The 23,607-nt window shown below is 42.4% G+C and carries 22 protein-coding genes, 1 tRNA gene and 1 other RNA gene; 12 read left to right on the top strand and 12 right to left on the bottom strand.

The window, feature by feature from the left end; translation table 11 throughout:
• Positions 1-157: 157 nt before the first annotated feature.
• From cmoB to QNI24_RS13890, 11 genes are all read right to left on the bottom strand, one after another.
• Positions 158-1,081, bottom strand: a complete 924-nt coding sequence (cmoB, locus tag QNI24_RS13940) for a tRNA 5-methoxyuridine(34)/uridine 5-oxyacetic acid(34) synthase CmoB (protein WP_283708747.1) — start codon at positions 1,079-1,081, stop codon at positions 158-160.
• 37 nt (positions 1,082-1,118) lie between these two features.
• Complete coding sequence (gene cmoA, locus QNI24_RS13935; protein WP_267177463.1) at positions 1,119-1,832, bottom strand: carboxy-S-adenosyl-L-methionine synthase CmoA; 714 nt, start codon at positions 1,830-1,832, stop codon at positions 1,119-1,121.
• A 9-nt stretch (positions 1,833-1,841) separates the two neighbouring features.
• On the bottom strand, positions 1,842-2,186 hold the full coding sequence (locus tag QNI24_RS13930) for a histidine triad nucleotide-binding protein (protein ID WP_267177464.1): 345 nt from the start codon (positions 2,184-2,186) through the stop codon (positions 1,842-1,844).
• A gap of 24 nt (positions 2,187-2,210) precedes the next feature.
• Positions 2,211-2,798 (bottom strand): recombination mediator RecR, encoded by a 588-nt coding sequence (gene recR / locus QNI24_RS13925; RefSeq protein WP_267177465.1) that lies wholly within the window; start codon positions 2,796-2,798, stop codon positions 2,211-2,213.
• The gene (locus QNI24_RS13920) at positions 2,798-3,121 is read right to left on the bottom strand and encodes a YbaB/EbfC family nucleoid-associated protein (protein WP_267177466.1); all 324 of its coding nucleotides are present in this window, start codon (positions 3,119-3,121) and stop codon (positions 2,798-2,800) included. Before QNI24_RS13920 ends, recR begins: the two co-directional genes overlap by 1 nt.
• Before the next feature lies 1 nt (position 3,122).
• A complete protein-coding gene (dnaX, locus tag QNI24_RS13915; RefSeq protein WP_267177467.1) occupies positions 3,123-4,850 on the bottom strand; it encodes a DNA polymerase III subunit gamma/tau in 1,728 nt (575 codons plus the stop codon).
• A gap of 25 nt (positions 4,851-4,875) precedes the next feature.
• An RNA gene (gene ffs / locus QNI24_RS13910) (signal recognition particle sRNA small type) lies at positions 4,876-4,971 on the bottom strand.
• A gap of 53 nt (positions 4,972-5,024) precedes the next feature.
• A complete protein-coding gene (locus QNI24_RS13905; RefSeq protein ID WP_267177468.1) occupies positions 5,025-5,720 on the bottom strand; it encodes an HdaA/DnaA family protein in 696 nt (231 codons plus the stop codon).
• A 1-nt stretch (position 5,721) separates the two neighbouring features.
• Complete coding sequence (locus QNI24_RS13900) at positions 5,722-6,855, bottom strand: AI-2E family transporter (RefSeq protein WP_267177469.1); 1,134 nt, start codon at positions 6,853-6,855, stop codon at positions 5,722-5,724.
• 2 nt (positions 6,856-6,857) lie between these two features.
• Positions 6,858-7,427: a CDP-alcohol phosphatidyltransferase family protein gene (locus QNI24_RS13895; RefSeq protein WP_267177470.1), complete on the bottom strand. Its 570-nt coding sequence runs from the start codon at positions 7,425-7,427 to the stop codon at positions 6,858-6,860.
• Complete coding sequence (locus QNI24_RS13890) at positions 7,424-8,446, bottom strand: DUF2066 domain-containing protein (protein ID WP_267177471.1); 1,023 nt, start codon at positions 8,444-8,446, stop codon at positions 7,424-7,426. The genes QNI24_RS13895 and QNI24_RS13890 overlap by 4 nt, the downstream gene beginning before the upstream one ends.
• A gap of 119 nt (positions 8,447-8,565) precedes the next feature.
• On the opposite strand from QNI24_RS13890, the gene purM reads away from it, so the two are divergent.
• From purM to QNI24_RS13860, 6 genes are all read left to right on the top strand, one after another.
• Positions 8,566-9,603, top strand: coding sequence for a phosphoribosylformylglycinamidine cyclo-ligase (purM, locus tag QNI24_RS13885; RefSeq protein WP_267177472.1), 1,038 nt, complete (start codon positions 8,566-8,568; stop codon positions 9,601-9,603).
• Entirely contained in the window at positions 9,603-10,217 is a 615-nt protein-coding gene (purN, locus tag QNI24_RS13880) for a phosphoribosylglycinamide formyltransferase (protein WP_267177473.1), read from the top strand. The genes purM and purN overlap by 1 nt, the downstream gene beginning before the upstream one ends.
• The gene (locus QNI24_RS13875) at positions 10,210-10,899 is read left to right on the top strand and encodes a hypothetical protein (RefSeq protein WP_267177474.1); all 690 of its coding nucleotides are present in this window, start codon (positions 10,210-10,212) and stop codon (positions 10,897-10,899) included. The genes purN and QNI24_RS13875 overlap by 8 nt, the downstream gene beginning before the upstream one ends.
• 119 nt (positions 10,900-11,018) lie before the next feature.
• Entirely contained in the window at positions 11,019-11,399 is a 381-nt protein-coding gene (locus QNI24_RS13870; RefSeq protein ID WP_267177475.1) for a BlaI/MecI/CopY family transcriptional regulator, read from the top strand.
• Positions 11,400-11,411: 12 nt separating this feature from the next.
• Positions 11,412-13,238, top strand: coding sequence for a M56 family metallopeptidase (locus tag QNI24_RS13865; protein ID WP_267177476.1), 1,827 nt, complete (start codon positions 11,412-11,414; stop codon positions 13,236-13,238).
• Positions 13,239-13,258: 20 nt separating this feature from the next.
• Positions 13,259-13,549 carry a polyhydroxyalkanoic acid system family protein gene (locus QNI24_RS13860; RefSeq protein WP_267177477.1) on the top strand — a complete coding sequence of 97 codons (291 nt, stop codon included), beginning with the start codon at positions 13,259-13,261 and terminating at the stop codon, positions 13,547-13,549.
• A 47-nt stretch (positions 13,550-13,596) separates the two neighbouring features.
• Here QNI24_RS13860 and QNI24_RS13855 read toward each other — a convergent pair whose 3' ends face one another.
• Entirely contained in the window at positions 13,597-14,046 is a 450-nt protein-coding gene (locus QNI24_RS13855; protein WP_267177478.1) for a peroxiredoxin, read from the bottom strand.
• Between the two features lie 227 nt (positions 14,047-14,273).
• On the opposite strand from QNI24_RS13855, the gene QNI24_RS13850 reads away from it, so the two are divergent.
• The 6 genes from QNI24_RS13850 to QNI24_RS13825 all read left to right on the top strand — a co-directional run bounded on the left by QNI24_RS13850 (position 14,274) and on the right by QNI24_RS13825 (position 23,591).
• Positions 14,274-14,364: transfer RNA gene (locus QNI24_RS13850), tRNA-Ser, on the top strand.
• A 305-nt stretch (positions 14,365-14,669) separates the two neighbouring features.
• Positions 14,670-15,881: a TraB/GumN family protein gene (locus tag QNI24_RS13845; protein WP_283708746.1), complete on the top strand. Its 1,212-nt coding sequence runs from the start codon at positions 14,670-14,672 to the stop codon at positions 15,879-15,881.
• A gap of 1 nt (position 15,882) precedes the next feature.
• A complete protein-coding gene (dusB, locus tag QNI24_RS13840) occupies positions 15,883-16,869 on the top strand; it encodes a tRNA dihydrouridine synthase DusB (RefSeq protein ID WP_267177480.1) in 987 nt (328 codons plus the stop codon).
• Positions 16,869-19,607, top strand: a complete 2,739-nt coding sequence (locus QNI24_RS13835) for a hypothetical protein (RefSeq protein ID WP_267177481.1) — start codon at positions 16,869-16,871, stop codon at positions 19,605-19,607. The genes dusB and QNI24_RS13835 overlap by 1 nt, the downstream gene beginning before the upstream one ends.
• A 96-nt stretch (positions 19,608-19,703) precedes the next feature.
• A complete protein-coding gene (locus tag QNI24_RS13830; RefSeq protein ID WP_267177482.1) occupies positions 19,704-21,749 on the top strand; it encodes a M13 family metallopeptidase in 2,046 nt (681 codons plus the stop codon).
• 132 nt (positions 21,750-21,881) lie between these two features.
• Positions 21,882-23,591: a vWA domain-containing protein gene (locus tag QNI24_RS13825; protein WP_267177483.1), complete on the top strand. Its 1,710-nt coding sequence runs from the start codon at positions 21,882-21,884 to the stop codon at positions 23,589-23,591.
• Positions 23,592-23,607 lie beyond the last annotated feature (16 nt).

Genomic DNA, 23,607 nt, shown 5'->3' with positions numbered 1-23,607 from the left:
TTTGCAAGACTTTTTTATCAATCATTCAAAATTAATTTTTAAACCCCCATCCAAACCACTTTTTACAAACCAGCTTGGCCGAGAGAGTGCGCATTATAGCGAACAAAATAACCTTGTAAACCCCTTTATGACATTTAGATAAAAAAAGATTTGCAGCTTATTTCTGACAAGTAATAATAACGCGCTTTGGCGGTGGATGACCTTCTGTTGTTAACTGCTCATCAGCACTTAAAAACTGTGGCAATGAATGAAACTGCATCCACTCGGTACCGCGCTGCTCAGCTGTGGTGGTGACACTGACATCAACCACCTGCATGTTCTTGAAACCAATCTTTTGTAACCAGATACAGAGCATATCAGGGCTGGGCAAGAACCAAACATTACGCATCTGTGCATAACGGCCTACAGGGACCAAACAGGTGTTCTCATCACCATCAACCACTAAAGTTTCTAACACCAAGGTACCGCCGGAACTCAACAAGTTTTTCAATTGCTCCAAATGCGCCATGGGTGATTTGCGGTGATACAGTATACCCATAGAAAAAACCACATCAAAACAACACATATTCACAGGTAACTCTTGCACCCTCAAGGGCAAGACAACGGCGCCAGATTGAACATACTTTTCAATCGCCCAAAACTGTACGTTTTGTAGCAGTCCAGGTTCAACGCCCAACAGCAGTCTCGGTTGTTCTTCGGCCATGCGGAACATATAATAACCATTGCCACAGCCCACATCCAAAATGGTTCTGTTCTGCAGTTCTGGCAAATGCTCCTGCAGGCGCTGCCACTTGTAGTCGGATCGCCATTCAGCATCTACGTAAACATCATCCAGTAAAAATGGACCTTTGCGCCACGGTTGTAAAGCCTTTAATGCTTCAGTCAATTGTGCTGAAACTTGACTGGTTGACTTAACTGATATGGCCTGTTGATGTTTTAGCCATTGAACATCGGTCAATTCAGGCAAACTGTCATAAGCCGCCAACCACCTGGCTAAATCTCCTTGATTGATATGATCTATGGCTGAATGAGTTAATAATTTGAGGGCCTCCTTGTGTGGCTCTAATGATGATCCACTCATGGCTGGCCAGATGGATGCCAATCGTTGTTTGAACATATTATTTGACAGCTGCTAACGAGATAAAGTTAAAAGCCCTGAACCACACTTCAATTTGTTTGAAGCCTACAGCCTCAAGGCGCAATAGCCAATGTTCTAAATTATCAGGCAACAAAGAATCCTCTAATGCTTGGCGTTTTTGCGCAATTTCCATATCTGAATAGCCATTGATCTTCTTATAGCCATGATAATAATCAATCAAAGTGGCCGATGAACGCACTTTTTCAGATAAAACAAATACGCCACCCGGGTTCAAACCTTGATAAACTTCAGCGCAGACTTGCTTTCTTTGTCTGACAGGCATGAACTGGAGGGTGAAATTACTGACCGCCATGCTCGCATCATTGAATGTATATCCCGATACATCTACCTCATGCACATCTAGATTGTTATTTAATTCAACATCGTTAAGGCTGGCTTTAAGTTGCTTGACCATGGCTGGTGAATTATCAATGGCATGGATGTCCACACCTTGAGCCCCAATGGCCTGGTCAATAGTGAGTGAAACCGCTCCCAATGAAGAGCCCAAGTCATAGACATTGGAATTTGGTTTGACATGTTTCATTGCCAGCATGGCTATGCCTTTTAGAATGGTGTCATAACCAGGCACTGAGCGCTTGATCATGTCTGGAAAGACAGACACCACTTTTTGGTCAAACTCAAAGGCTTTGATTTGACTGAATGATTCAGCAAAGACTCGATCTTTTTCAGTCATAAGTCAACATCAACCTGGCGGCCATTGCATTTGACGACCAGCCAGAAAGTGCATGTGGATATGGAAAACAGTTTGACCACCCTGACCGTTACAGTTCATCACAATGCGATAGCCGTCTTCAGCCACCCCAATTTGTTTGGCGTAGGCATTGATGGCCAAATGAATTTTGCTGACGTAATCCATATTATCTGCATTCAAATCGTTGTGGGTTTTGATTTGCACCTTTGGTATAAACAACACATGAACTGGCGCTTGAGGATTGACATCTTTAAAACCCATAACAAAATCATCTTCATAAACCACATCAGCAGGGATTTCTTTACTGAGGATTAAATCAAATATAGTTGGTTCCATGTTTGCTCCTTATACTTAATGCATTTATATATTTGTGCGACTGGCAAAAGCATGCGCTAAAGTACTGTTATCTATGTACTCCAAATCTCCACCAAGTGGCACACCATGAGCCAAACGCGTTGCTTTGATGCCACCCTGCTCAGCCAAATGAGCCAAATATTGTGCGGTGGTCTCACCCTCAAGGGTTGAACCTGTTGCGATGATGAGTTCTTCACACTCAGGTTTAGCCAGCATATCAACCAACATATTCAACTTTAAATCAGCCGGGCCCATACCATCTATAGGTGATAGTTTGCCATGCAAGACAAAATACTTACCTGAAAAATCTGTGGCAGCTTCGATGTGAATTATGTCAGCAGGTGTCTCGACCACACAAATCTTATGGTACTTACGTTGTGAATTGGTGCAAATTTTACATTGTTGGTTCTCAGTAAGGGTTCTACACACCTCACATTCACCTACTTTCTCTAAGGCTTCCAGTAATGTTTCTGCCAGATTCTTTCCACCTGCCTGGTCTTTTTGTAATAAATGGAAAGTGAGGCGTTGGGCTGTTTTGGGCCCAACGCCAGGAAGGATTTGCAGTGACGACATCAAATCGCTTACTAAGGACATCAGAACGGCATTTTAAAACCAGGCGGTAAATTCAGCCCTGCAGTTAACCCACCTAGGTTGTCTTTTTGTAATTCAGCAATCTTATTTAAGGCATCATTGAAAGCTGCTACCAACAAGTCTTCCATCATCTCATGATCACCGTCGATTAAATCATGATCAATTTTAATCGCCTTGACCTGTTGTTGTCCGTTCATGGTGATTTTAACAATATCACCACCGGCCGTGCCTGTGACCTCTTTGTTGACCATTTCAGCTTGTGCTTCTTGCATTTGTTCTTGCATTTTTTGCACTTGCTGCATCATGTTACCTAGTGTACCTTTCATCTCAATCACCTAACTTGTTCTGGATAATTTGTGCACCAAACTGGTGTTGTAAACCCGCAACTACAGGGTCTAAATTATCGCTGTTATCTTGTTTTTTAGCTTGTTCTTGTGCAGCCATTCTGGCAATGGTATTGGCTTGGTTTTTCATCACAAATTTAATGCTGTAAAGATCAGAGCCTGCCAACAGTTCATCTTCAACGGCTTTCTTGGTTTTGTCAGTCATGAAATTACCGTTTGCCTCATCCACTGCAAATGTAATGACATTTCCTGTGTTTTCAAGTAACTCTAAGTTTCTGGCCAACTCTCTGGCCAAACCTCTTAGTTGCATTTTTTGAAAGGTTACTGGCCAATTTTCTGCAGTCAGAGCAGCCAAATCATGGCTGACAATTTGCTGTGTTTTTTCAGCTGCTGGTGTAGCATCTACCTTATCGTCAACAACACCACTGACATGATCGACAGTCTCAGAAACTTGATTGACTGCCGCAGTTCCAGGCTTGGTTGATGGCTTAGCTATTGATGTGTCTGTTGTTTTTGCTGTGTTTGTTGCTTTGCCATGAGCTGTTTGAGCAGAATGATTGCCGTTCTGGGCGGTGGTTTGAGTCTGCTGATTGGTGTTATTGACAGCTTGGGTTCCAACCGCACCAGAACTGTTGACAAATGTCAGCATACGGATGATGGCCATCTCAAAGCTGATTTTTTTACTGGGCGTGTATTTGATATCGGCCAAGGCCTTTATCACTAACTGATAGTACCACTGGATGCTTTCAGCCTGTAATTCCTTTGCGAAATTTTTAACATCTACCATATCAAATTGGGCGCCTCCTGCTACACGACCCAATGTTTGCACCAAAGAGATTTCATGCAACAACAAACACAAGTCCTCCAAAAGCTGTGTGTAATCAACTGACATGTCATTCAGCCACTCCATCTTATCAACCGTGCCACTGTGATCCTGGGCAGAGATTAATTGCAACAATTCTGTGACATGAGACTGTTCAATGGTGCCCAACATGCTGCGTATCTCATCATATTTAATTTGACCAGCACCAAAAGCCAGTGATTGATCCAATAAGCTTAATGAATCTCTCATAGAACCATCTGCCACTCGGGCAATTAACTGAATGGCCTTGTCATCATATGCAACAGATTCTCGTTGTAGCAGCGATACCAAGTGATCACCAATTTGTTTTTGGGTCAGGCGTTTAAGATTGAACTGTAAGCAGCGAGACAAAACTGTTACCGGCAATTTATCCGGTTCAGTGGTAGCCAACAAAAACTTCACATGCTCTGGTGGTTCCTCAAGGGTTTTAAGCAACGCATTGAAGCTGCTTTTAGAAAACATATGAACTTCATCTATCAAATAAATTTTATACTGCCCTTTATTCGGCGAATACTGCACATTTTCCAATAAGCTGCGGGTGTCATCGACCCCAGTTCGTGAGGCCGCATCAACTTCAATCAAGTCAATGAACTCGCCGTTTTTAATTTCCTGACAGTGCTGACAAACACCACAAGGATTACCTGAAACGCCTTCGAGGCAGTTCAAAGCTTTGGCCAACACCCTGGCAATGGTTGTTTTTCCTACACCGCGGGTTCCAGTGAACAAAAAGGCATGGTGAAGCCGGTTGTTTTCAAGGCCATTGACTAAAGCTTGAACGACGTGTTCTTGGCCAACTATTTCTTGAAAGTTTTGCGGGCGATATTTTCTGGCAAGTACTTGATAGTTCATAAGGAATGAGTTTGATTAAAGGGACTCCCGCCAGCCGGTCCTTGCACACAAAATCATGGCTGCGGCTGCTCCCTTCCGGGCCTGACCGGGTTCACCACTATTCGTTGCAAGGTGACAAACGAGAGTCACCGAGGCGGTATTATCTATGAAGAGGAAGACTTTGTCTAGCATCAGTTATGAATCAGCGACAGATTGTTGGGCGATGACAGATTTAACCAATGGTACAGTCACTTTCCGCTTTTGTTGTAGAGAGGAGACTGCCAGTGCCAAAAAAACCTGATAAAGCTTTGGGTAAGCACTGCTGTAATGGGTTTGTAAAAATTGTATAACGGCTTTTTCCACCGGAATACCATTGAATTTAAACTGTTGAGCCAGGCATTCAAAGGCCTTTTCCCCTGCCAGCGGTTTTAATTTCAGAGTCAACCCTGAGTTAAGCCGTGAACTCAAATCAGGCAAACCCCAAGCCTCGTGGTTGGCATCAATACAACTACTGATAAGCAAGTGGATTCGGTAATTTTTACAATGGTTAAAAAAATTAAATAAAGCCAACTCCCCAGCTGGCTCACCAGCCAATTTATCAATGTCCTCAATCAAAACAAAACTCACATTTTTAGGTAGGGCCATGGACATATCTAGCTGCATCAAGCTCTCTGATTGGACCAAAAACACCGCTTCAGATCGTTCAGTCAGCCATTGTTCCATGGCGTTCAACACATGGGTTTTACCGCTGTATTGTGGTCCATGTATGTAAGTAAATTGTGGCAATTGTTGGTAAGCCTTGAGCACCTCTACCACAGCAGGATTACCACTAAAATGCGCAAAGTCATTCAATGATTGATTTTTAAATGGCAAAGCAGCTTGCTGCGTCATATCAAGACTTGTATGGTCCTTCGCTGTTTTCTTTGGCTGCCACTTTATCGGCCTGACTGGTAAGACTGAAGTCTTGTTCTCTGCCATACAATTTACTTTCCATGTATTTTTCATGACCATGTCGCAACAACACCATAATCACAGCAGCCAAAGGCAGGCCCAGTAACACCCCTACAAAACCAAACAATTGACCGCCAGCCAAAACCGCGAAAATCACCGCCACTGGATGCAGACCTATGCGGTCACCGACCAACCATGGTGTCAACACAAAACCTTCCAAGAGCTGTCCCACACCAAAAACAATCAAGACATAAACCACATGATTGACATCACCAAACTGAACCACCGCTGCTATCACACCGCCAATCAAACCAACTATGGTACCCAAATAAGGCACAAATGAAATGATGCCAGCACCCATGCCAATCAACAAGGATAATTCAATACCAACAAGCCATAAACCCACTGTGTAGATGGTACCCAAAGCCAACATCACACTGAGTTGACCGCGCAAAAATGAACTGAGCACGGTATTGGCATCACTGCTGATATTCGACACCCGGTTATAGTATGGCCTTGGCACCAACTGGCTCACCCGTTCTGTGATGATATCCCAGTCGCGTAACAGATAGAAAGTAACCACTGGTATCAGTAAAAAATTCATGAACCAATTAACAATCACCAAGCCACTTTTAGTGACTGAAGATAAAACCGATTGTGCAATGCCACCTGCACTCTCCCAATGAGATTTAATTAACTGAGTTAACTCACTCATATCAAAGAAATTTGTTTGAATGCCAAAAGTAGATTGTAGCCATGGATTGATGTTGTTCCTGAGCCACTCAAAATACAGCGGCAGATTTTTTATAAAACTTGATATCTGTCGTTCCAGCGCGGGCACCAACAGCAATGCTATACCAATCACTATGATGGTTATCACCAAGAAGACCACAGCAACAGCCAGTGAACGACTCATTTTCCAGGCTTCTAACTTATCAGCCAATGGATCAAACAGATATGCCAACAAAGCACCCACTGCAAATGGCGTCAAAATCGGTGACAACAAATACACCAAATAGCCGGTCAAAATCACCAGAGCCAAGATGTACCATTGTTTATTGATTTGATTAGTCATTATTAATCCTCCTTATGTATTTTAGCTTTACGGGCCATGTTCAATCCCAACCAGACATAATGCATGCCACTCATCAAACTAAAGCAAGCCACAGCAATCATCAGCGGCCAGTGCATGATACTCAAGTCATACCATGACGACAAAGTAATCAATAACACCAGAATCAATAAAATTTGAAGGGCTGTATTACATTTGCTGACTAAAGAAGGCGTGGCTTCTTTCAAGCGTCCTATGCGGAAATTATAATATGTGGTGCCCAAAACAATCACCACATCTCGAATGACAATGATAAAGTACAACCAGCTTGGCAGCACACCTTGAAGAACAAAAACAGTGTAACAGCACAACATCATCAACTTATCAGCCAAAGGATCTAAAATACTGCCCAATCTGCCTTGCCAGTTATATTTTTTCGCCAGAAAACCATCCAATCCATCTGATGCACCGGCCAACAAAGCCACCACCAATGCCACCTTGTACTCTTTGTGCCACATCAGCCACACCAGAGGAATCATAGACAACATACGTGCAATGGTTATGGCGTTGGGAATTTGCCTTAAATATGTGCTCATTCTGCGATCTTAAACAATATGCTGCTACCGATTGTAAGTGGTTGATGTATCAACGCCCCCTCCTTTTCAACAAACGCCACAAAGGTGTCAGGCAAAACTTTTATCTCTGCCATAAGTTGCACTTGCTCGCCTATGGATTGATTGATTAAATAGTTATCAATCAAAGGGTGCTCATCCAAGTAACTGATCAAATCCAGCATCTTATTGGCGGAGTTGATGTCATTGATGATCAGTGACACGGTACTTGGCTTGAACTCATCCGGAAACAACCTTTGATCATCGGCCATGGCAGCTTGGATGTCATTCGCCAATGACAACATACCTGCAGATAAATCAATAAATTGACGATTTTTAATGACAACTTGTTCACCTGTTTCGGTCAGACCGTAACGATAGGAATAGCCATTGCCAGTATCTTTAATGAACACCAATAATACTTTGCTGATTTCATTGTTGGCCTGAATGAAATCTATCAAATCAGGATTTAAAAACCTAACATCCTCGGGCTTAAAGTTCAGCAAATCATCAGCACTGGCATCATAAAACTGAGTAGGAATACCTAAATATTTAAACCATCGTGACAACCAATAAACCGCTGGTGCATCATTCTTAGCATGTTGCAAAGATTGATCGTTTGACTCATTGACCACCCAAACAAACACTTCACCTCGCCTGTTGGGCCAAATGGGGATGCGTTGCTCCAACATCAGTTGTTGCAGTTTCATTTCATCAACGGTTAAATTCAGCCATTGTTTATCGCCATTCATATTTTCTGGCAGTCGTTCCATATACGTTCTGAGTATGGCCGTTCTGAAATTTTCATTGACATCATATTCAGCCTGAATGGTCCTCTGACTCAAACCACTTTTCATGCTCAGCACAGCAATCAGACCCTGACGCTGTTGTTCCCACAGAGTTTGTTCAGAGGGAACTACCAAGCTGGCAGACTGATTGGTAACTATATTGGCAGCATCAATATTCGAACTGACCAAAAATAACAATATGACAAATATTTTCATGCTGCCAATTATAAAGGAATTAAATTTACGGAAAGTAAATATATTTTTGCTATTTTCTACCCTTCCTCCATGCAATGACATAAAATCTGCAGCTGTTTTATTTATCTACCAAACAGAGCATGTCAGAGCAAAAATCATACACTTATAAAGATGCAGGGGTTGATATCGACGCCGGCAATCAACTGGTTGAAAACATCAAACCACTGGTAAAAGCAACGCACAGGCCTGGCGTCATGGGTTCACTTGGCGGTTTTGGTGGCCTGTTTGATTTATCGCAAGTGGCTTGTGAGAACCCCGTTTTGGTCTCAGGTACGGATGGCGTTGGTACCAAGTTAAAACTCGCCCACGCATTGGGTGACCACAGTACAATTGGTATCGATTTGGTTGCAATGTGTGTCAACGACATCATTGTCTTGGGTGCTGAACCCCTGTTCTTCTTGGATTATTATGCCTGTGGCAAACTGGATAATGATCAAGCCACCCAGGTGATAGGCGGCATCGCAGCCGGTTGTAAAACATCAGGATGTGCCCTGATTGGCGGCGAAACAGCAGAAATGCCAGGTATGTACGAAGGTGATGATTACGATCTGGCTGGGTTTGTGGTGGGTGTCGTTGACAAAACAAAAGTCATCGACGGCTCCCAAATTGGAGTGGGCCAAAGCATCATTGGTATTGAATCATCTGGGCCACACTCCAATGGCTACTCTCTGATTCGCAAAATCATTGATGACAACCAAGTGGACTTACAACAAGACTTTGATGGCGCTACATTAGGTAAAAAACTTTTGGCACCCACACAGCTTTATGTCAAACCGGTTTTGGAAATCCTAGAAAAAGGCCACCAAATCAACGGCATCGCACACATCACAGGTGGCGGCATCATGGAAAACATCTCCAGGGTAATCCCAGAAGGGCTGGCCATTGAGGTTGAACAAAACAGTTGGGACCGACCAGCAGTGTTTGATTGGTTGGCAAATACCGGTAACATCAGCCCAACAGAGATGCTCAGAACGTTTAATTGTGGCATTGGTTTATGTTTGATAGTGGCTGCTGAAGACGAATCAAAAGTTATTCAAGCCATCAATGCGACCGGCCTGAATGCTTGGACCATCGGCAAAACCATCCAACATCAAGGGCAAGACGTACAGTTGGTTTAATGCAAGTTGCCGTATTAATTTCTGGACGTGGCAGCAACCTTGAGGCTTTGATTAAGCACCAAGACAACTACCAAATCTGTCACGTTATCAGCAACAACCCCAAGGCCAAAGGACTAGAGGTAGCGCAAATCAATGGCATCACCAACACATTCATTGATTGGTCTGACAAACAACGAGCCGAACTTGAGTTACAGAAATTACTGCATGAAATCAAAGCAGATTTGGTTGTTTTGGCAGGATTCATGCGCATTTTATCAAATGAAACCATTGATGCAGCTGGCCAAATCATAAACATTCACCCCTCATTATTGCCTAAATACCCTGGGTTGCATACCCACGAAAAAGTGCTATTCAATAAAGACCAATGGCACGGCGCCACAGTCCATGTGGTTAATGATCAATTAGACAGTGGCTTGATTTTGGCACAAATACGTCTTGCTGTTGAATTGAGCCTCGATGCAGATGCCCTGGCGCAGCAATTAATCAGTAAAGAACATAAACTTTTAACCACTGTTGTGGGTCTAATCGCCAAGAAACACTTATACTGGCAAGACGGCGACTTATTCATGTACGATAAAAAAACCAACAAACCTTTGCTCATTGACGATGTTTAAACTGTTGATGACCCTACAAATATCTCTCTTATGCTGGCTGACACCAGCATATGCTGAAGGAAGTCTATCGCCTTTTAAGGCCACTTATTCAATCAGCCGCGATGACAAGCCCACTGCGCAGCAAACCACCACCCTCAGCATCAATGATAACAATCAATACACCTTAAAGGACATAACCAAAGGAACCAATGGACTGGCCTCACTGACAGGCTTCAACCGGCAAGAAACCACCGAATTTAATCTGGCCAATGAGCAAATCATCGATATCACTCACCGCATGAAGCAAAAAGTTGCTTTTGCCAAAAAATCCTATCGTTTTGAATCCAAGCTAAATACCATCAGCGGCAAAGGCAAGAAACCATTCACATTTAATAGCACCACTAAACCCATCAGTGCACACATGTTGCCGCTTTGGATAAGCGCCTTAGTCTGTCAGGGTCAGCGTTTCATTGAGATTGATGTTTTGAAGTCCAGCCAACCCAAAGCCTATCAGTTTCGTGTTTTTGACCAAGACGAATCGTTATTTCGAGTTGAACGACAGTATCCTGCCAGCAGACAACGCAGCACCCACATTTGGTTAGATAAGAACAGGCACTGTTTTCCAGTCAGGACCCTCCACCAAGTTAACGGAGAACCTGATATTGAAACCAAGCTAAAAACTGTGACTTTCAATTTAAAATAAACACAAACACAGCTTAATCACTGAACTTGAGCAAGCGGTATTATTTTAGAGATTGAATAAATCATATGGAATAAGCTATGATATACGAGGAACTTCGTTAAACCTAACTCAAGAGATTTATGAACAGCTTACCAAAACCTACTAAAACAGAATTAGCCATTCTTAATATCATGTGGAACATATCGCCGGCAACCGTCAGACAGATACATGAAGAAATTATTAAAAATGGCAAAACCAGCTACACAACCACTTTAAAAATGCTGCAAGTGATGCACCAAAAGGGATTGGTCAACCGCAACAGTGAGCACAAAGCCCACATTTATGAACCCACGCTCAGCAAAAAAGAAACCCAGAAACAAATGTTAGACGACCTGAAAAACAGACTCTTTGGTGGCTCAATCAGTTCTCTGGTTATCCAGGCATTAGGCAGCAACGAAAAAACCAAACCTTCTGAAATTGATGAAATCAAAGCATTATTAGCAAAAGTTGAGGATAAATAAGCAAGGAGAAACATGTTCGGTACAGAATTACAGCATTTAATATCAAGCCTTGGATGGTCGCTGGTTCACTTCTTATGGCAGGGAACATTAATTACCCTCGCCTATTGGATTATCACCCGTAACATACAATCCATACAGGCCAAATACTGGACTGGAATGGGAATGGTGCTGTTGTCACTGATTACACCTTTAATAAACACCCTGCAATTCTCCGCAACCACCGACCCAACGGCAGGAATGGTGGTACTGGCGCCAACAGTCATATCCCACCAACAACTCAGCTTAAGCAGCTTGGGAATGTACTTTGTCAATCAAAGCCTGCCTTATTTTGTATTGGCTTGGGCAGCGACCGTATTATTTTTGAGCATCAGACTGGTCAGGTCATGGCTTCAGTTAGCAGCCATCAGGCACGACTGTGATCCCCTGCTATCAAGCGAGCTAAAATCCTACATCAAGCGAATTGCGATAAAATTAGATTTACCTGTCATCCCCGCTCTTAAAATCAGCCAACAAGTTTTGGTTCCCGCAGCCTACGGAGTACTCAAACCTACGGTATTGGTTCCTTTGAGTTTAATCAGCCAAATACCCAGAGAACAATTAGAGGCCATCATAAAGCACGAATTGTGCCACCTTAAACGCAATGACTTCATCCACAACATCATTCAGTTATGTGCTGATACGTTGCTGTTCTTCCACCCAGGCATCAGATGGATGAACAATGACATCAGACATGTCAGAGAACAGTGTTGTGATCAAATGGTGCTTTCCAATGACACCGAAACACTGACTTATGCCAAAGCATTAACTAATATTGCAGAATTCAGTAATGGACTAAAACTTAAGCACAGCGTCCATCTTGGCATCAACGATGGCTTGTTACTGACCCGAGTGAAATTCTTATTACAAAACAAATCCAGCCAGTCATCATTGATGATTTTTGCTCCGCTTTTGATGTTGATCGCATTTTCAGTATTATTGTTACAACCCACCCTCAATGCCAGCAGTGACATCAAAGATGGCGCAGTCATTTCAACCAAGGAATTAACTGCCAACACAACAGAGCCTGAATCCAAATCAACGCAATCAAGAACCTTATTACGCAACAATGCTTTCTATCCACAGCTCAAAGCACCAGTGAATAACACCACAACCATCATTGATCGAGCGCCGCCTGAACCCACCAATGACAACTCCGATATGGCCATGCGTAACGAGATTACTAAAATGGTAGATGCTCAGCTAGGTGAATGGGAAGCGTTAAACTTAAAAGACAATGAAAAGCCAGAATTACCAAGCATGGATCAACTGGCTGAATCTGTTTCATTGATAGATTCACAAACCAGACTGGATGATTCATTTATCCTGAATCAACAATCAACCACCAATGACCAACAAGGCGCCATCGCATTTGCCGAAAACAGTATCGCATCAAATGCACCCTTGACTTCATCAGTAAGCAAAGAGTTAAACTCATTCAATCAAGACAAACAACTCAGTATCACACCTAAATTCAAACGTTATGTGGCGCCTTTGTACCCACAAAGCTTTTGGTACAACCAAGTGGAACAAGATGTCATCGCTACCTTTAAAATCCGTCATGATGGCAAAGCCTATGACATCAAATTCAACTCAGTCACCAATACCCATGTCGCTTTTGAGAAAGAAGTTGAAAAAGCAATGAAATACTGGCGCTTTGATACGGCAGCACTGAACAGTTCCATGTTAAAAAGAACCTACCAACAAATATTCAGTTTTGCCCTCTCAGAGGAATTGGAGAAAAATTGTGAGGTAGCCAGAACAGGCTCTCGATTATCCAAACCCGTTCCTTGTAATAAATAAACCACCGAGATTAACCCAACATGTCAGAGATTCACATTCATTACCCTTTGGATTGCCACATAGACCATTCCAAGGAAACCGTAAAGGGCCTACTTTCAGCACTTGAGGACAAATATGCCATCAAACATGAGTTTGTTGATGAACACGAGTGTATTTTGAAAGGATCAGGCGTTACTGGTAGACTTGAATTGCTTGAGGATTGCATCGACATCAACGCCAAACTTGGCTTTTTTATGTCGCCATTCAAAAGCATCATTGAAGCTGAAATAATCAACAAGCTGAATGAAAAGTTTGGCAATGAACACGCATAAAAAAACCGGCAATTAGCCGGTTTTCTTATACCCTTATTTGAAAGATATTAAACCTTGCGCTTAATCATCTCAGTTAATTCCTCAACAGATCGACTGTAAATTGAAACCGATTCAATGTGTTTGTATTTGACCTCAAGATCTTTATCAACCAAATAAACTGATCTTTTAACACCAAACCAACCAAAAGAATCGTACTGTTTAGAAACTTCACCATCTGCATCACTCAATAGTGTGAATGGCAGATTATGTTCTTTCTTGAAAGATTTGATGGTTCCAGCATCATCACCACTGATGGCAATGACCTCGACCCCCAATTCATTGAAATCAGAATAACTGTCGCGGTAATCACTCAACTGTTGCTTACAAACTGGCAAGCCATCGCCAGGGTAAAATACCAGAAGTGCATTACCTTTCAACTTAGATGAAAGTTTGAATGGTTTTCCATTGTCCGCTATCAATGAAAAGTCAGGTGCTTTATCACCAGTGTCTAATGCCATAGAAATCTCTTTAAAGACTAAAAACACGTATTTTAGCTGTTTTAAACAAAAATAAAAAGACATGGATATGCGCATTGAAAAAAAAACAGTTTAAGAGGCAAAAAAATCTGGATTTGGCTTATATTTTAGGATAAAGTACGCAACCTCTTGAATGACGAGCTGATAAATGTCAGTTTTAACTTCTAAGAAAGCCCAGAGTCGATAACTCTATAAAATATCGAATATGCGGAGAGATGGCAGAGCGGTTGAATGCACTGGTCTTGAAAACCAGCATACGTTAATAGCGTATCCAGGGTTCGAATCCCTGTCTCTCCGCCATTTTTTTTAATCTCCCCCCATAAATATTATTTCATATACACCCTACCCATTCTTATGAGCGGTCGAATGTACGACCTATTCTGCCCTTCAGATTGAGCTTGGCAGACCTCAACTTGATAACACCTTATGATTGTAAAACTTTTATTATTGTGTCAATATCGAAGAAAAAGTTAAGGCTTTGCATTGCCTCTGTATTCATCTACACCAAACCATAAAAACTATCCCAACAAAATACCCGTAAACCAAACCACCTACACCCCTTACATGATGCTAAAATATCGGCTTTTTGTTTAATGGACATTACATTGAATCTGAATGATTTATTGACAGACCAGCCACATAAAAAGTTAGCAGTCGATGGCGTCAACTTTTTGCTGCTTGGCACCGCACACGTTTCAAAGAAAAGTGCTGAAGTGGTTAAGTCCTTGATTGATACGGGTGAGTTCGATACCGTGGCCATTGAGTTAGATGAATTAAGGTACCAAGCCATAACTGATGAAAATCGCTACAAGAATCTAGATCTAATCAGCATCATAAAAAACAAACAAACAGGGTTGATCGCGACCAATTTAGCTATGAGTGCTTACCAAAACCGTTTGGCTGAACAATTAGGGGTTGAGCCCGGTGCTGAGATGAAACAAGCCATTCACTCAGCAAAAGAGCATGATTTGAATTTGTGGAAGATTGATCGCAGTGTCGGCATCACCATGAAAAGAACTTGGCGATCTTTGCGATTTACTGAGAAAATGAATTTGGTTTTTGGTTTTGGTGGTTTTTTTGAAAAAGAAGAAATCAGCGAAAAAGAAATAGAAAAGTTAAAGTCTGGTGACATGTTGGAAAGTACATTCAACGACTTTTCAGAAAATTCTGAATCACTTTATAAATCACTGATTGATGAAAGGGACCAATTCATGGCAGCCAGATTAAAACAAAGTTTATTACAGAATAAATCAGCAGAAAATGGTGTGGAAAATGTGTTGGTGGTGATTGGTGCTGGGCACCTGAAAGGCCTCACAAATTACATAGAGCAAGAGCAAGATGAAAACCAAACCATCAATCAACTCAACACCCTGCCGCCAAAATCCAAATGGGTCAAAATACTGCCTTGGTTAATCACTCTGATCATTCTTACTGGCTTTGCCTGGGGCTTCAGTAAAAACACTGATTTGGGGGTTGATTTAATCAAAACATGGTTCATATACAACGGTATTTTATCAGGTGTTGGGGCTGCTATAGCCGGTGGACACCCCTTGACCATTTTATCAGCAGTATTGGCTGCTCCATTCACTTCTCTGAATCCGACCATTGCAGCCGGCATGGTTGCAGCCTTGGTAGAAACCATGATCAGAAAACCCAAAATCCATCAGTTTGAAGCCCTGCAGCAGGACGCCATGCATTTGAAAGGCTGGTGGAAAAATCCGGTGACTCGGGTATTGTTGGTATTTCTTTTGACTAATTTAGGCTCTGCTGTAGCCACTTGGGTTTCTGGCTTCAAAATATTCAACCAATTGATTTAACATGTCTGCGTTCTTCATCGGCCCCTATGCGATACCCCATCCAGTTATACTGGCACCCATGGCCGGTGTGACTGACAGACCATTCAGACAATTGTGCCGAGAGCTGGGAGCAGCCTATGCAGTCTCAGAGATGCTGAGTTGTGATTTATCCCTGTTAAAAACAGCCAAGACCCAATACCGCATGAACCATGATGGTGAACCAGGCCCTATTGCTGTTCAAATTGCTGGGTCAGATCCAGGTGCGATGGTCAAAGCGGCTAAACACAACATAGATAATGGCGCGCAAATCATCGATATTAATATGGGCTGCCCACAAAAAAAAGTCGCACGAAAAAATTGTGGCTCCGCACTGTTGGCCGAACCACAATTGGTGGCAGAAATTTGTCAGCGTGTAGTTGATGCGGTAGACGTTCCGGTAACCTTAAAAACCCGTTTAGGTATTGATGAGGCGCATAAAAACATCATTGAAATTGCCCAAATAGCTGAATCAAGCGGTATTCAAGCACTGTTTATTCATGGCAGGACAAAAGCACAAAAATACCAAGGTGAAAGCACCTTTGATTTGATTGCTGAGGCCAAGGCAACCATCAACATACCGGTGATTGCTAATGGTGACATTGAAACACCTGAACAGGCCAAGCAAGTACTGAGCTTAACCCAATGTGACGGCATCATGGTAGGCCGTGCAGCCCAGGGCAACCCCTGGATTTTTCAACAAATCAAACATTTTTTAGCAACAGGTCAGCACCTGCCAAGCCCAAAACACAAAGAAGTCATTAAAGTCATGTATGAACACATCAATAACTTACATGGTTTTTATGGTCCAGAGATTGGTTTAAGGATTGCCAGAAAACACATCAAGTGGTTTTTGAAAAATCCAGCATTGAACCTTGATATGGACAACACCACCCGTAGTTTGATGAAAATCAACAGTGCGGAGGAACAATTGAAGTTCATAGATCAAAATTTACTGAGGAGAGCAGCATAATGAGTATTATGAAATGGTTCAACAAACCTAAATGGCAAAGCCCAAACGAACAAGTCAGATTGACCGCGATACAAAACAGCAAAGACCCCGATTTAATGTCTTCATTGGGTGACATTGTTTATGCAGATGCCAGTCAAAAAGTACAAAAAGTGGCATTAGGTAGAATCGTTGATCCACAAGTGTTATTGCAGATACTGAATCAGCATCCCAACAAAGACATCAAAAAACAAGCCAGTAAAAAACTCATTATATGGTTCACCAATGAAACTAATGACGAACAAACAGCCATCGTCAATGCAATCACTGATCCGCAGACCATTCAAGCACTTGCTGAGTCAGCTCACAGCAAAACAATCAGAAAGTATGCTTTGGATCACATCAAACAACAAGGACTGTTGGGTGAATTGCTGTTCAAAGAAAAAGAAGTGGCGTTACAACAGTTGATTATAGATAAAATTGAAACGCCGAATAAACTTAAAAAACTACTTAACCGGGCCCAAAAACACAACCATGAGTTGTATCAATTAATTAACAATAAATTACTCGGAACCGCTGTGACAGACCACAACACCGAAGCCCTGTCATTGTGCCAACAACTGGAACATGTTGTTCACGGCAGAGCCGAGGGCGTTGAATTGCCTCTGATCAGAGAACAATGGCAACGCATTGAAGGCGGTGTCTCTGAGGGTACCAAATTACGTTTTAATGGTGCATTTGAAGCAGCTAAAATGATTTTAGATCCTGAGCATCGAGCGCAATTTTTACAACAACAAAAACGCCAAAGGGCTGCAGCACAATTAAATGAATTGGAACAATTCGTCGCAAAAAATACTGACCTGTCGCTGCATCAGATACAGAATGCACTGACTAAATACCAAGATTTGGTGGTCAGCGACTTGAGTGAGCTCGAGATTGAACGTCATAAAAATGCCATTGATAGCTTGATCAGTCAACGTGATAAAGTACAGAAAGAACAGATGATCCCAGCCGGCGTGACAGCGGTATTAGATGATTTAAACAAACAACTTTCTCAAGCCATAGTTCAACCAGAATCACTCAATCAATTCAAAAAACGTTGGCAAAAACTCACCCGTAAAATCCAAAACAGTGAAGCTTTTACCGCCATCAGCCAACAATTCAATGACAGTTGTTTAAAACTGGCAGAGAAAATAGAACACTCGGCCCAATTACGCCAACAAGCGGCTGAAAAAGCCATCGAATTAATTGAGCCAACCATTGCACAAATCAAAGACGGCCATTTGGTCAAAGCCAAAGAAATGACCAACCAAATTGCTGAGCTGAAAAAGACAGCTGGTTACAAACACCGACTGATTGAAAACAACAGATTCAAATTAGACAGCGTTTGGCAACAACTGAAAGATCTGCGTAATTGGCAGAAATGGAGCAACGACAAAGCCCGACAAGACATCATCGATGAGTTAAAAGATATGCTGGGCAAAGGGCAGCACCCAGATGCTGTTTTGAAAAAATTAAAAGAAGCCAATGAGCGTTGGTATGCGCTTGAGAACATGGAAAAACTTCCAGGTGATAAGTTTCCAGCACGCAACCAAAAAATGTGGCAAGAATTCAGGCTGGTCTCCAAAGCCCTGTTTGAGCCGACCCAACCGTTTTTTGAAAAACGCAGTGAACAACAAGATTCTTACCTGAACCAGATTGAAGCACATATCAAGACCATAGCAGACACTGATTTAGATAATACTTCAGAACGAGATTTGGCTGAATTAAGCAGAGGTGCCATTAAATTTTTAAAGACATTGGACCAGTTACCACCGAAAAAGCGCGGAAAGATAGCGAAGAAAATTCGTCAAGCCATCAATCGTGTGGACACCAAGCTCAATGAGTTTTATGCTGCAGCTGAAAAGAAAAAACTGCAGTTAATCGAACTCGCACAAGAGTTAGTAAGCACTGAAGATCATGCAGCAGCCATTGAAGCTGCTAAAAACCTGCAACAACAATGGAAAACAGCAGGTATTGTGAAACAACACATTGAACGCAAATTGTGGAAAAAATTCCGTAAAGCCAATGATGTCATATTCAAGCGCCGCGAGAATGAACAAAAAGCCCAACAAGCCGTCATCATGGAACAGACGAAACAGGCCAGTTCAATCATAAAAAAATTCAAGCCGATGGTCAATAAGGCCAAAACCACAGAAGCCCTCAAGAAAATCAAGCAAGAATTCAACCAAGCATGGACTGAATTGGGTCAAGCTGAATCACTGCTCAACAACGACAAACAACAACTACTGCAATTGATCACTGAGCAAACACAAAAATTAAAATCATCAGTGATTCAAAAAGAACACAAAACCAAACAAAAATTAGACCAGCATTTTACTGATTATGAAACCGGCAAAATCACTGAAGAACAGAAAGATCAGCTGGTCAATACGCTTTTGACTGACGAATTGACGGCCTACTTCGCGCCACGCCAGGAAAAACAAAACCAGCAAATCGACTTAGCTGAGCTTTTGATACAAGCTGAATTCATCAGCGGCCTTGAAACGCCGGCTGAATTTATGGAAGACCGCATGGCCTACCAAGTTAAAGTATTGTCAGAGCGGATGTCAGGAGAAAAGGCTGGCAGCGACCAAGAACAAGTCAGTGATTGGCTCCACCAGTGGTATATCACACCAAAAAATGATGCTGAGTTTGTCTCTAGTAACAACAAGAGAATAAAAAAAGCCATCAAAGCCATGACCAATCATTTATCACAATGAAATGACTGATTTAGACTGATTAACGTGACCATAGACACATTTATTTAGGGCACACCCTATCTACAATAACTCGGTTAATTGATTAAGAGAGGAATTATGAAGAAAACCCTATTATTGACCGGCTTAACGTTGGGCTTGGTGGCCTGTCAAAAAGATGCCATCAAAGAGGCTCCTGTGGCAGCGATTGAGGAAAACCAAGTTGAATCAGGTATCAACCTGAGCAACATGGATCCAGCCGTTCGAGCTCAGGATGATTTTTACCGTCACATGAATGGTAAATGGTTGGCAGAATTTGAATTACCTGCAGACAAATCCAACTACGGTGCTTTCACCAAATTAGCAGAAGAAAGCCGAGAAAGAGTCAAAGCCATCATTGAAGAGTCGGCAGCAATGGACAATGAACAAGGCAGTTCTGAACAAAAAATTGCTGATATCTACCGCGCCTTCATGGACACCGAACAAATCAACAAAAAAGGTTTGACCCCATTACAAACAGAATTCGCCAAAATTGATGCCATTCGAAACAACGATGATTTGAGTGAATACATGGGCTATGCTGACATCTATGGTGGCAATGCACCTTTGGGCATGTATGTCTATATTGACCAGAAAAAATCTGACGAGCACATAGTTTATATGGGCCAGAGTGGTCTGGGTCTACCGAATCGTGATTACTATTTCAATGAAGGCGAAAAACCTGAGAATATTCGTCAGAAATACCAACAACACATCACCAATATGTTCAAGCTCGCTGGTTTTGATCAACCACAAGCAAGCATGAAAACAGTCTATTCCATTGAAAAAGACTTGGCAGCAGGCCAATGGACACCCATTGAAAACCGTGATCGCGATAAAACCTACAATAAGATGGCTTTTACCGACTTGCAAAATAAAGTACCTAACGTCAATTGGGATGCTTGGTTAACCCATAGCATGATTGAAAAACCAGAACAACTGGTCATCACCCAACCACCCTACTTAGACACGGTGAATGAAGTTTTAGCAAAATATTCAATTGCTGACTGGAAAAACTATTACAAATGGCATTTATTGAGTAATACAGCCAATTACCTCAGTGCAGACTTTGAACAAGAGGATTTCAGTTTTTACGGCACTGTCCTAACTGGTACCACTGAACAAGAGCCTCGCTGGAAGCGCGGTGTTGATTTGGTTAATGGCTTGACTGGCGAGCTGGTTGGTAAAGTGTATGTGAAAAAACATTTCCCTGCCGAAGCCAAGCAGCGCATGGTGGGCTTGATTGAAAACTTGCGTGATGCCTATGGTATGAGCATCAAAGAACTGGATTGGATGGGCGAGGAAACCAAAGAGAAAGCTTTGGATAAACTGGCTAAATTTGACCCTAAGATTGGTTATCCAGATGTGTGGAGAGACTATTCTGAACTGAACATTCAAGGCACTGATTTGGTGAGTAATTTGAAAGAAGCCACTCGCTTTTTCACCAAGCGTAACCGTGACAAGTTGGGCCAACCCATTGATCGCAACGAATGGGGCATGAACCCACAGCGCGTCAACGCTTATTACAACCCCACCAAAAATGAAATTGTTTTCCCAGCAGCCATCTTGCAGCCACCGTTCTTTAATCTGGCAGCCGATGAAGCGGTTAATTATGGCGGTATTGGTGCTGTCATTGGGCATGAAATGGGTCATGGTTTTGATGATCAAGGTTCAAAATACGATGGTGATGGTAATTTGAAAAATTGGTGGACAGATGAGGACCGTGCCAATTTTGAAAAACTGACCAATAAGTTGGTGGAACAATACAATGGCTTCACCGTGGTCGATGGGACCCCAGTTAAAGGCGAATTCACCCAAGGTGAAAACATTGGTGATTTAAGTGGCTTAGCAATTGCCTACAAAGCGTTCAAAGCTAACTACACCGATAATAAAGTGATTGATGGGTACACCCCTGAACAACGCTTTTTCATGGGTTGGGCTCAAGTATGGATGCGCAAATACCGTGATGAAGAACTGTTGCGTCGCATCGACACCGATCCACATTCTCCTTCTGAGTTCAGAACCAATGGTATCTTAAGAAATTTACCGCAGTTCTATGAGGCTTTTAACGTGCAACCAGGTGATGGCATGTACTTGCCACCTGAAGAACGAGTTAAGATTTGGTAACAACCATTTAACTTAAAATAAAAGGCGGTTAATGACCGCCTTTTTTTTGCCCTGAATAAATAAACTAAATTAATTAACCCTTTTCATGTCTGATTACGTATATAGCTTGTAATTACTAACTGAGGAATCACCATGAAAAAAACATTCACCATCGCCTTCGTATGTTTATTGACCGCTTGTGCTGGCCAAAAAGCAGACAATAACCTCAAAGAAAAAGAGGCCTTAGCCAAAAAACCTGTTGTTGAGCAGCAACCACAAAAACGCCAAGAAGCCAAAGCAACCAACGAATTGGCAGAAATAGCAGTGGATGCCGATGGCATCACCGTGACAGGCAGTCGCATCAAAGCTGTGGGTCATGCAGCAGCACCGCAAGTTTCAATGGATATGTTGGTCGGCAATGTATCCCATACCGCTTATGTAAAGATGCCACCACTTGACCGCGAAAATTACAAACAATTCGAAAACCACACCGTGCAGTCGGTGTTAGACACCCCCATCTCGACATTCAGCATTGACGTGGATACCGGTTCATACGCCAATGTCCGCCGCATGCTCAATCAAGGACAAATCCCGCGTAAAGATGCTGTTCGTGTAGAGGAATTGATTAATTACTTTTCATACGATTATCAAGCACCCGAAGCAATGAATCAGCCTTTTATGGCCAACACCGAACTGGCACCTTCACCATGGAATGACAACGCCCATTTGCTGCACATAGGTATCAAAGGCTATGAGCAACCAGCCACAGCAAGACCAGCAGCTAATTTGGTGTTTTTGGTGGATGTATCTGGTTCTATGAATAGCCCTGATAAATTGGGCCTGTTGAAATCATCACTTAAACTTTTAACCAACCAAATGAACAAAGCAGATCATGTGGCCATCGTTGTGTATGCTGGTGCTGCTGGTGTGGTGTTAGAGCCCACGCGTGGTAACAACCAAGCTAAAATTGCTGCGGCTTTGGACCAACTGTCAGCAGGCGGTTCTACCAATGGTGCAGCTGGTATCCATTTGGCTTATCAACTGGCCGAACAAAACATGGTGAAAGATGGCATCAACCGCATCTTGGTTGCCACCGATGGTGACTTCAACGTCGGCACCACCAATTTTGAAGCATTGAAAGAATTGGTTGAAGAGAAACGCCAAAAAGGCGTGTCCTTGACTACACTGGGTTTTGGCACAGGAAATTACAACGACCATTTGATGGAACAATTAGCCGACGTGGGTAATGGTAATTATGCCTACATAGACACCATCAAAGAAGCCAATAAAGTACTGGTTGAACAAATAAACTCCACCCTATTCACCATCGCCAAGGACGTGAAAATTCAGGTCGAATTCAATCCTGATGTGGTCAGTGAATACCGTCTGATTGGTTATGAAAATCGTCAGTTGAATACCGAAGATTTTGACAACGACAAAGTGGACGCCGGTGAAATTGGTGCGGGCCATACGGTCACAGCCATTTATGAAATTGTGCTGCAGGGTAAAAAAGGTTGGTTGGGTGAATCAAGGTACCAAAAACAAGTGGTAACCAACAACATTCAAGATGAAATTGCCTTTTTGAAAATCAGGTACAAACAACCGGATGCAGATAACAGTCAATTACTACAATGGCCCATCATGAAGGCTGATATCAAGGACTTAGGACAAGTCTCTGACGAATTTAAATTCGCTGCATCGGTGGCTGCTTTTGGACAATTATTGCGCGATGGAACCTATTTAAATTCATTTGGTTACGATGACGTGATGTCATTGGCTCGCGCTTCAAAAGGTGCCGATGATTATGGCTACCGAGGTGAGTTCTTACAATTGGTTTCATTGGCCAAAGGCTTGGTTAATTGAGACAGCTGTCATAAAA

Source organism: Marinicella marina (genome assembly GCF_030065545.1).
Taxonomy (GTDB): Bacteria; Pseudomonadota; Gammaproteobacteria; order Xanthomonadales; family Marinicellaceae; genus Marinicella; species Marinicella marina.
Note: the sequence above shows the minus strand (reverse complement) of the source record. Positions and strands in the feature narration are given on the sequence as shown.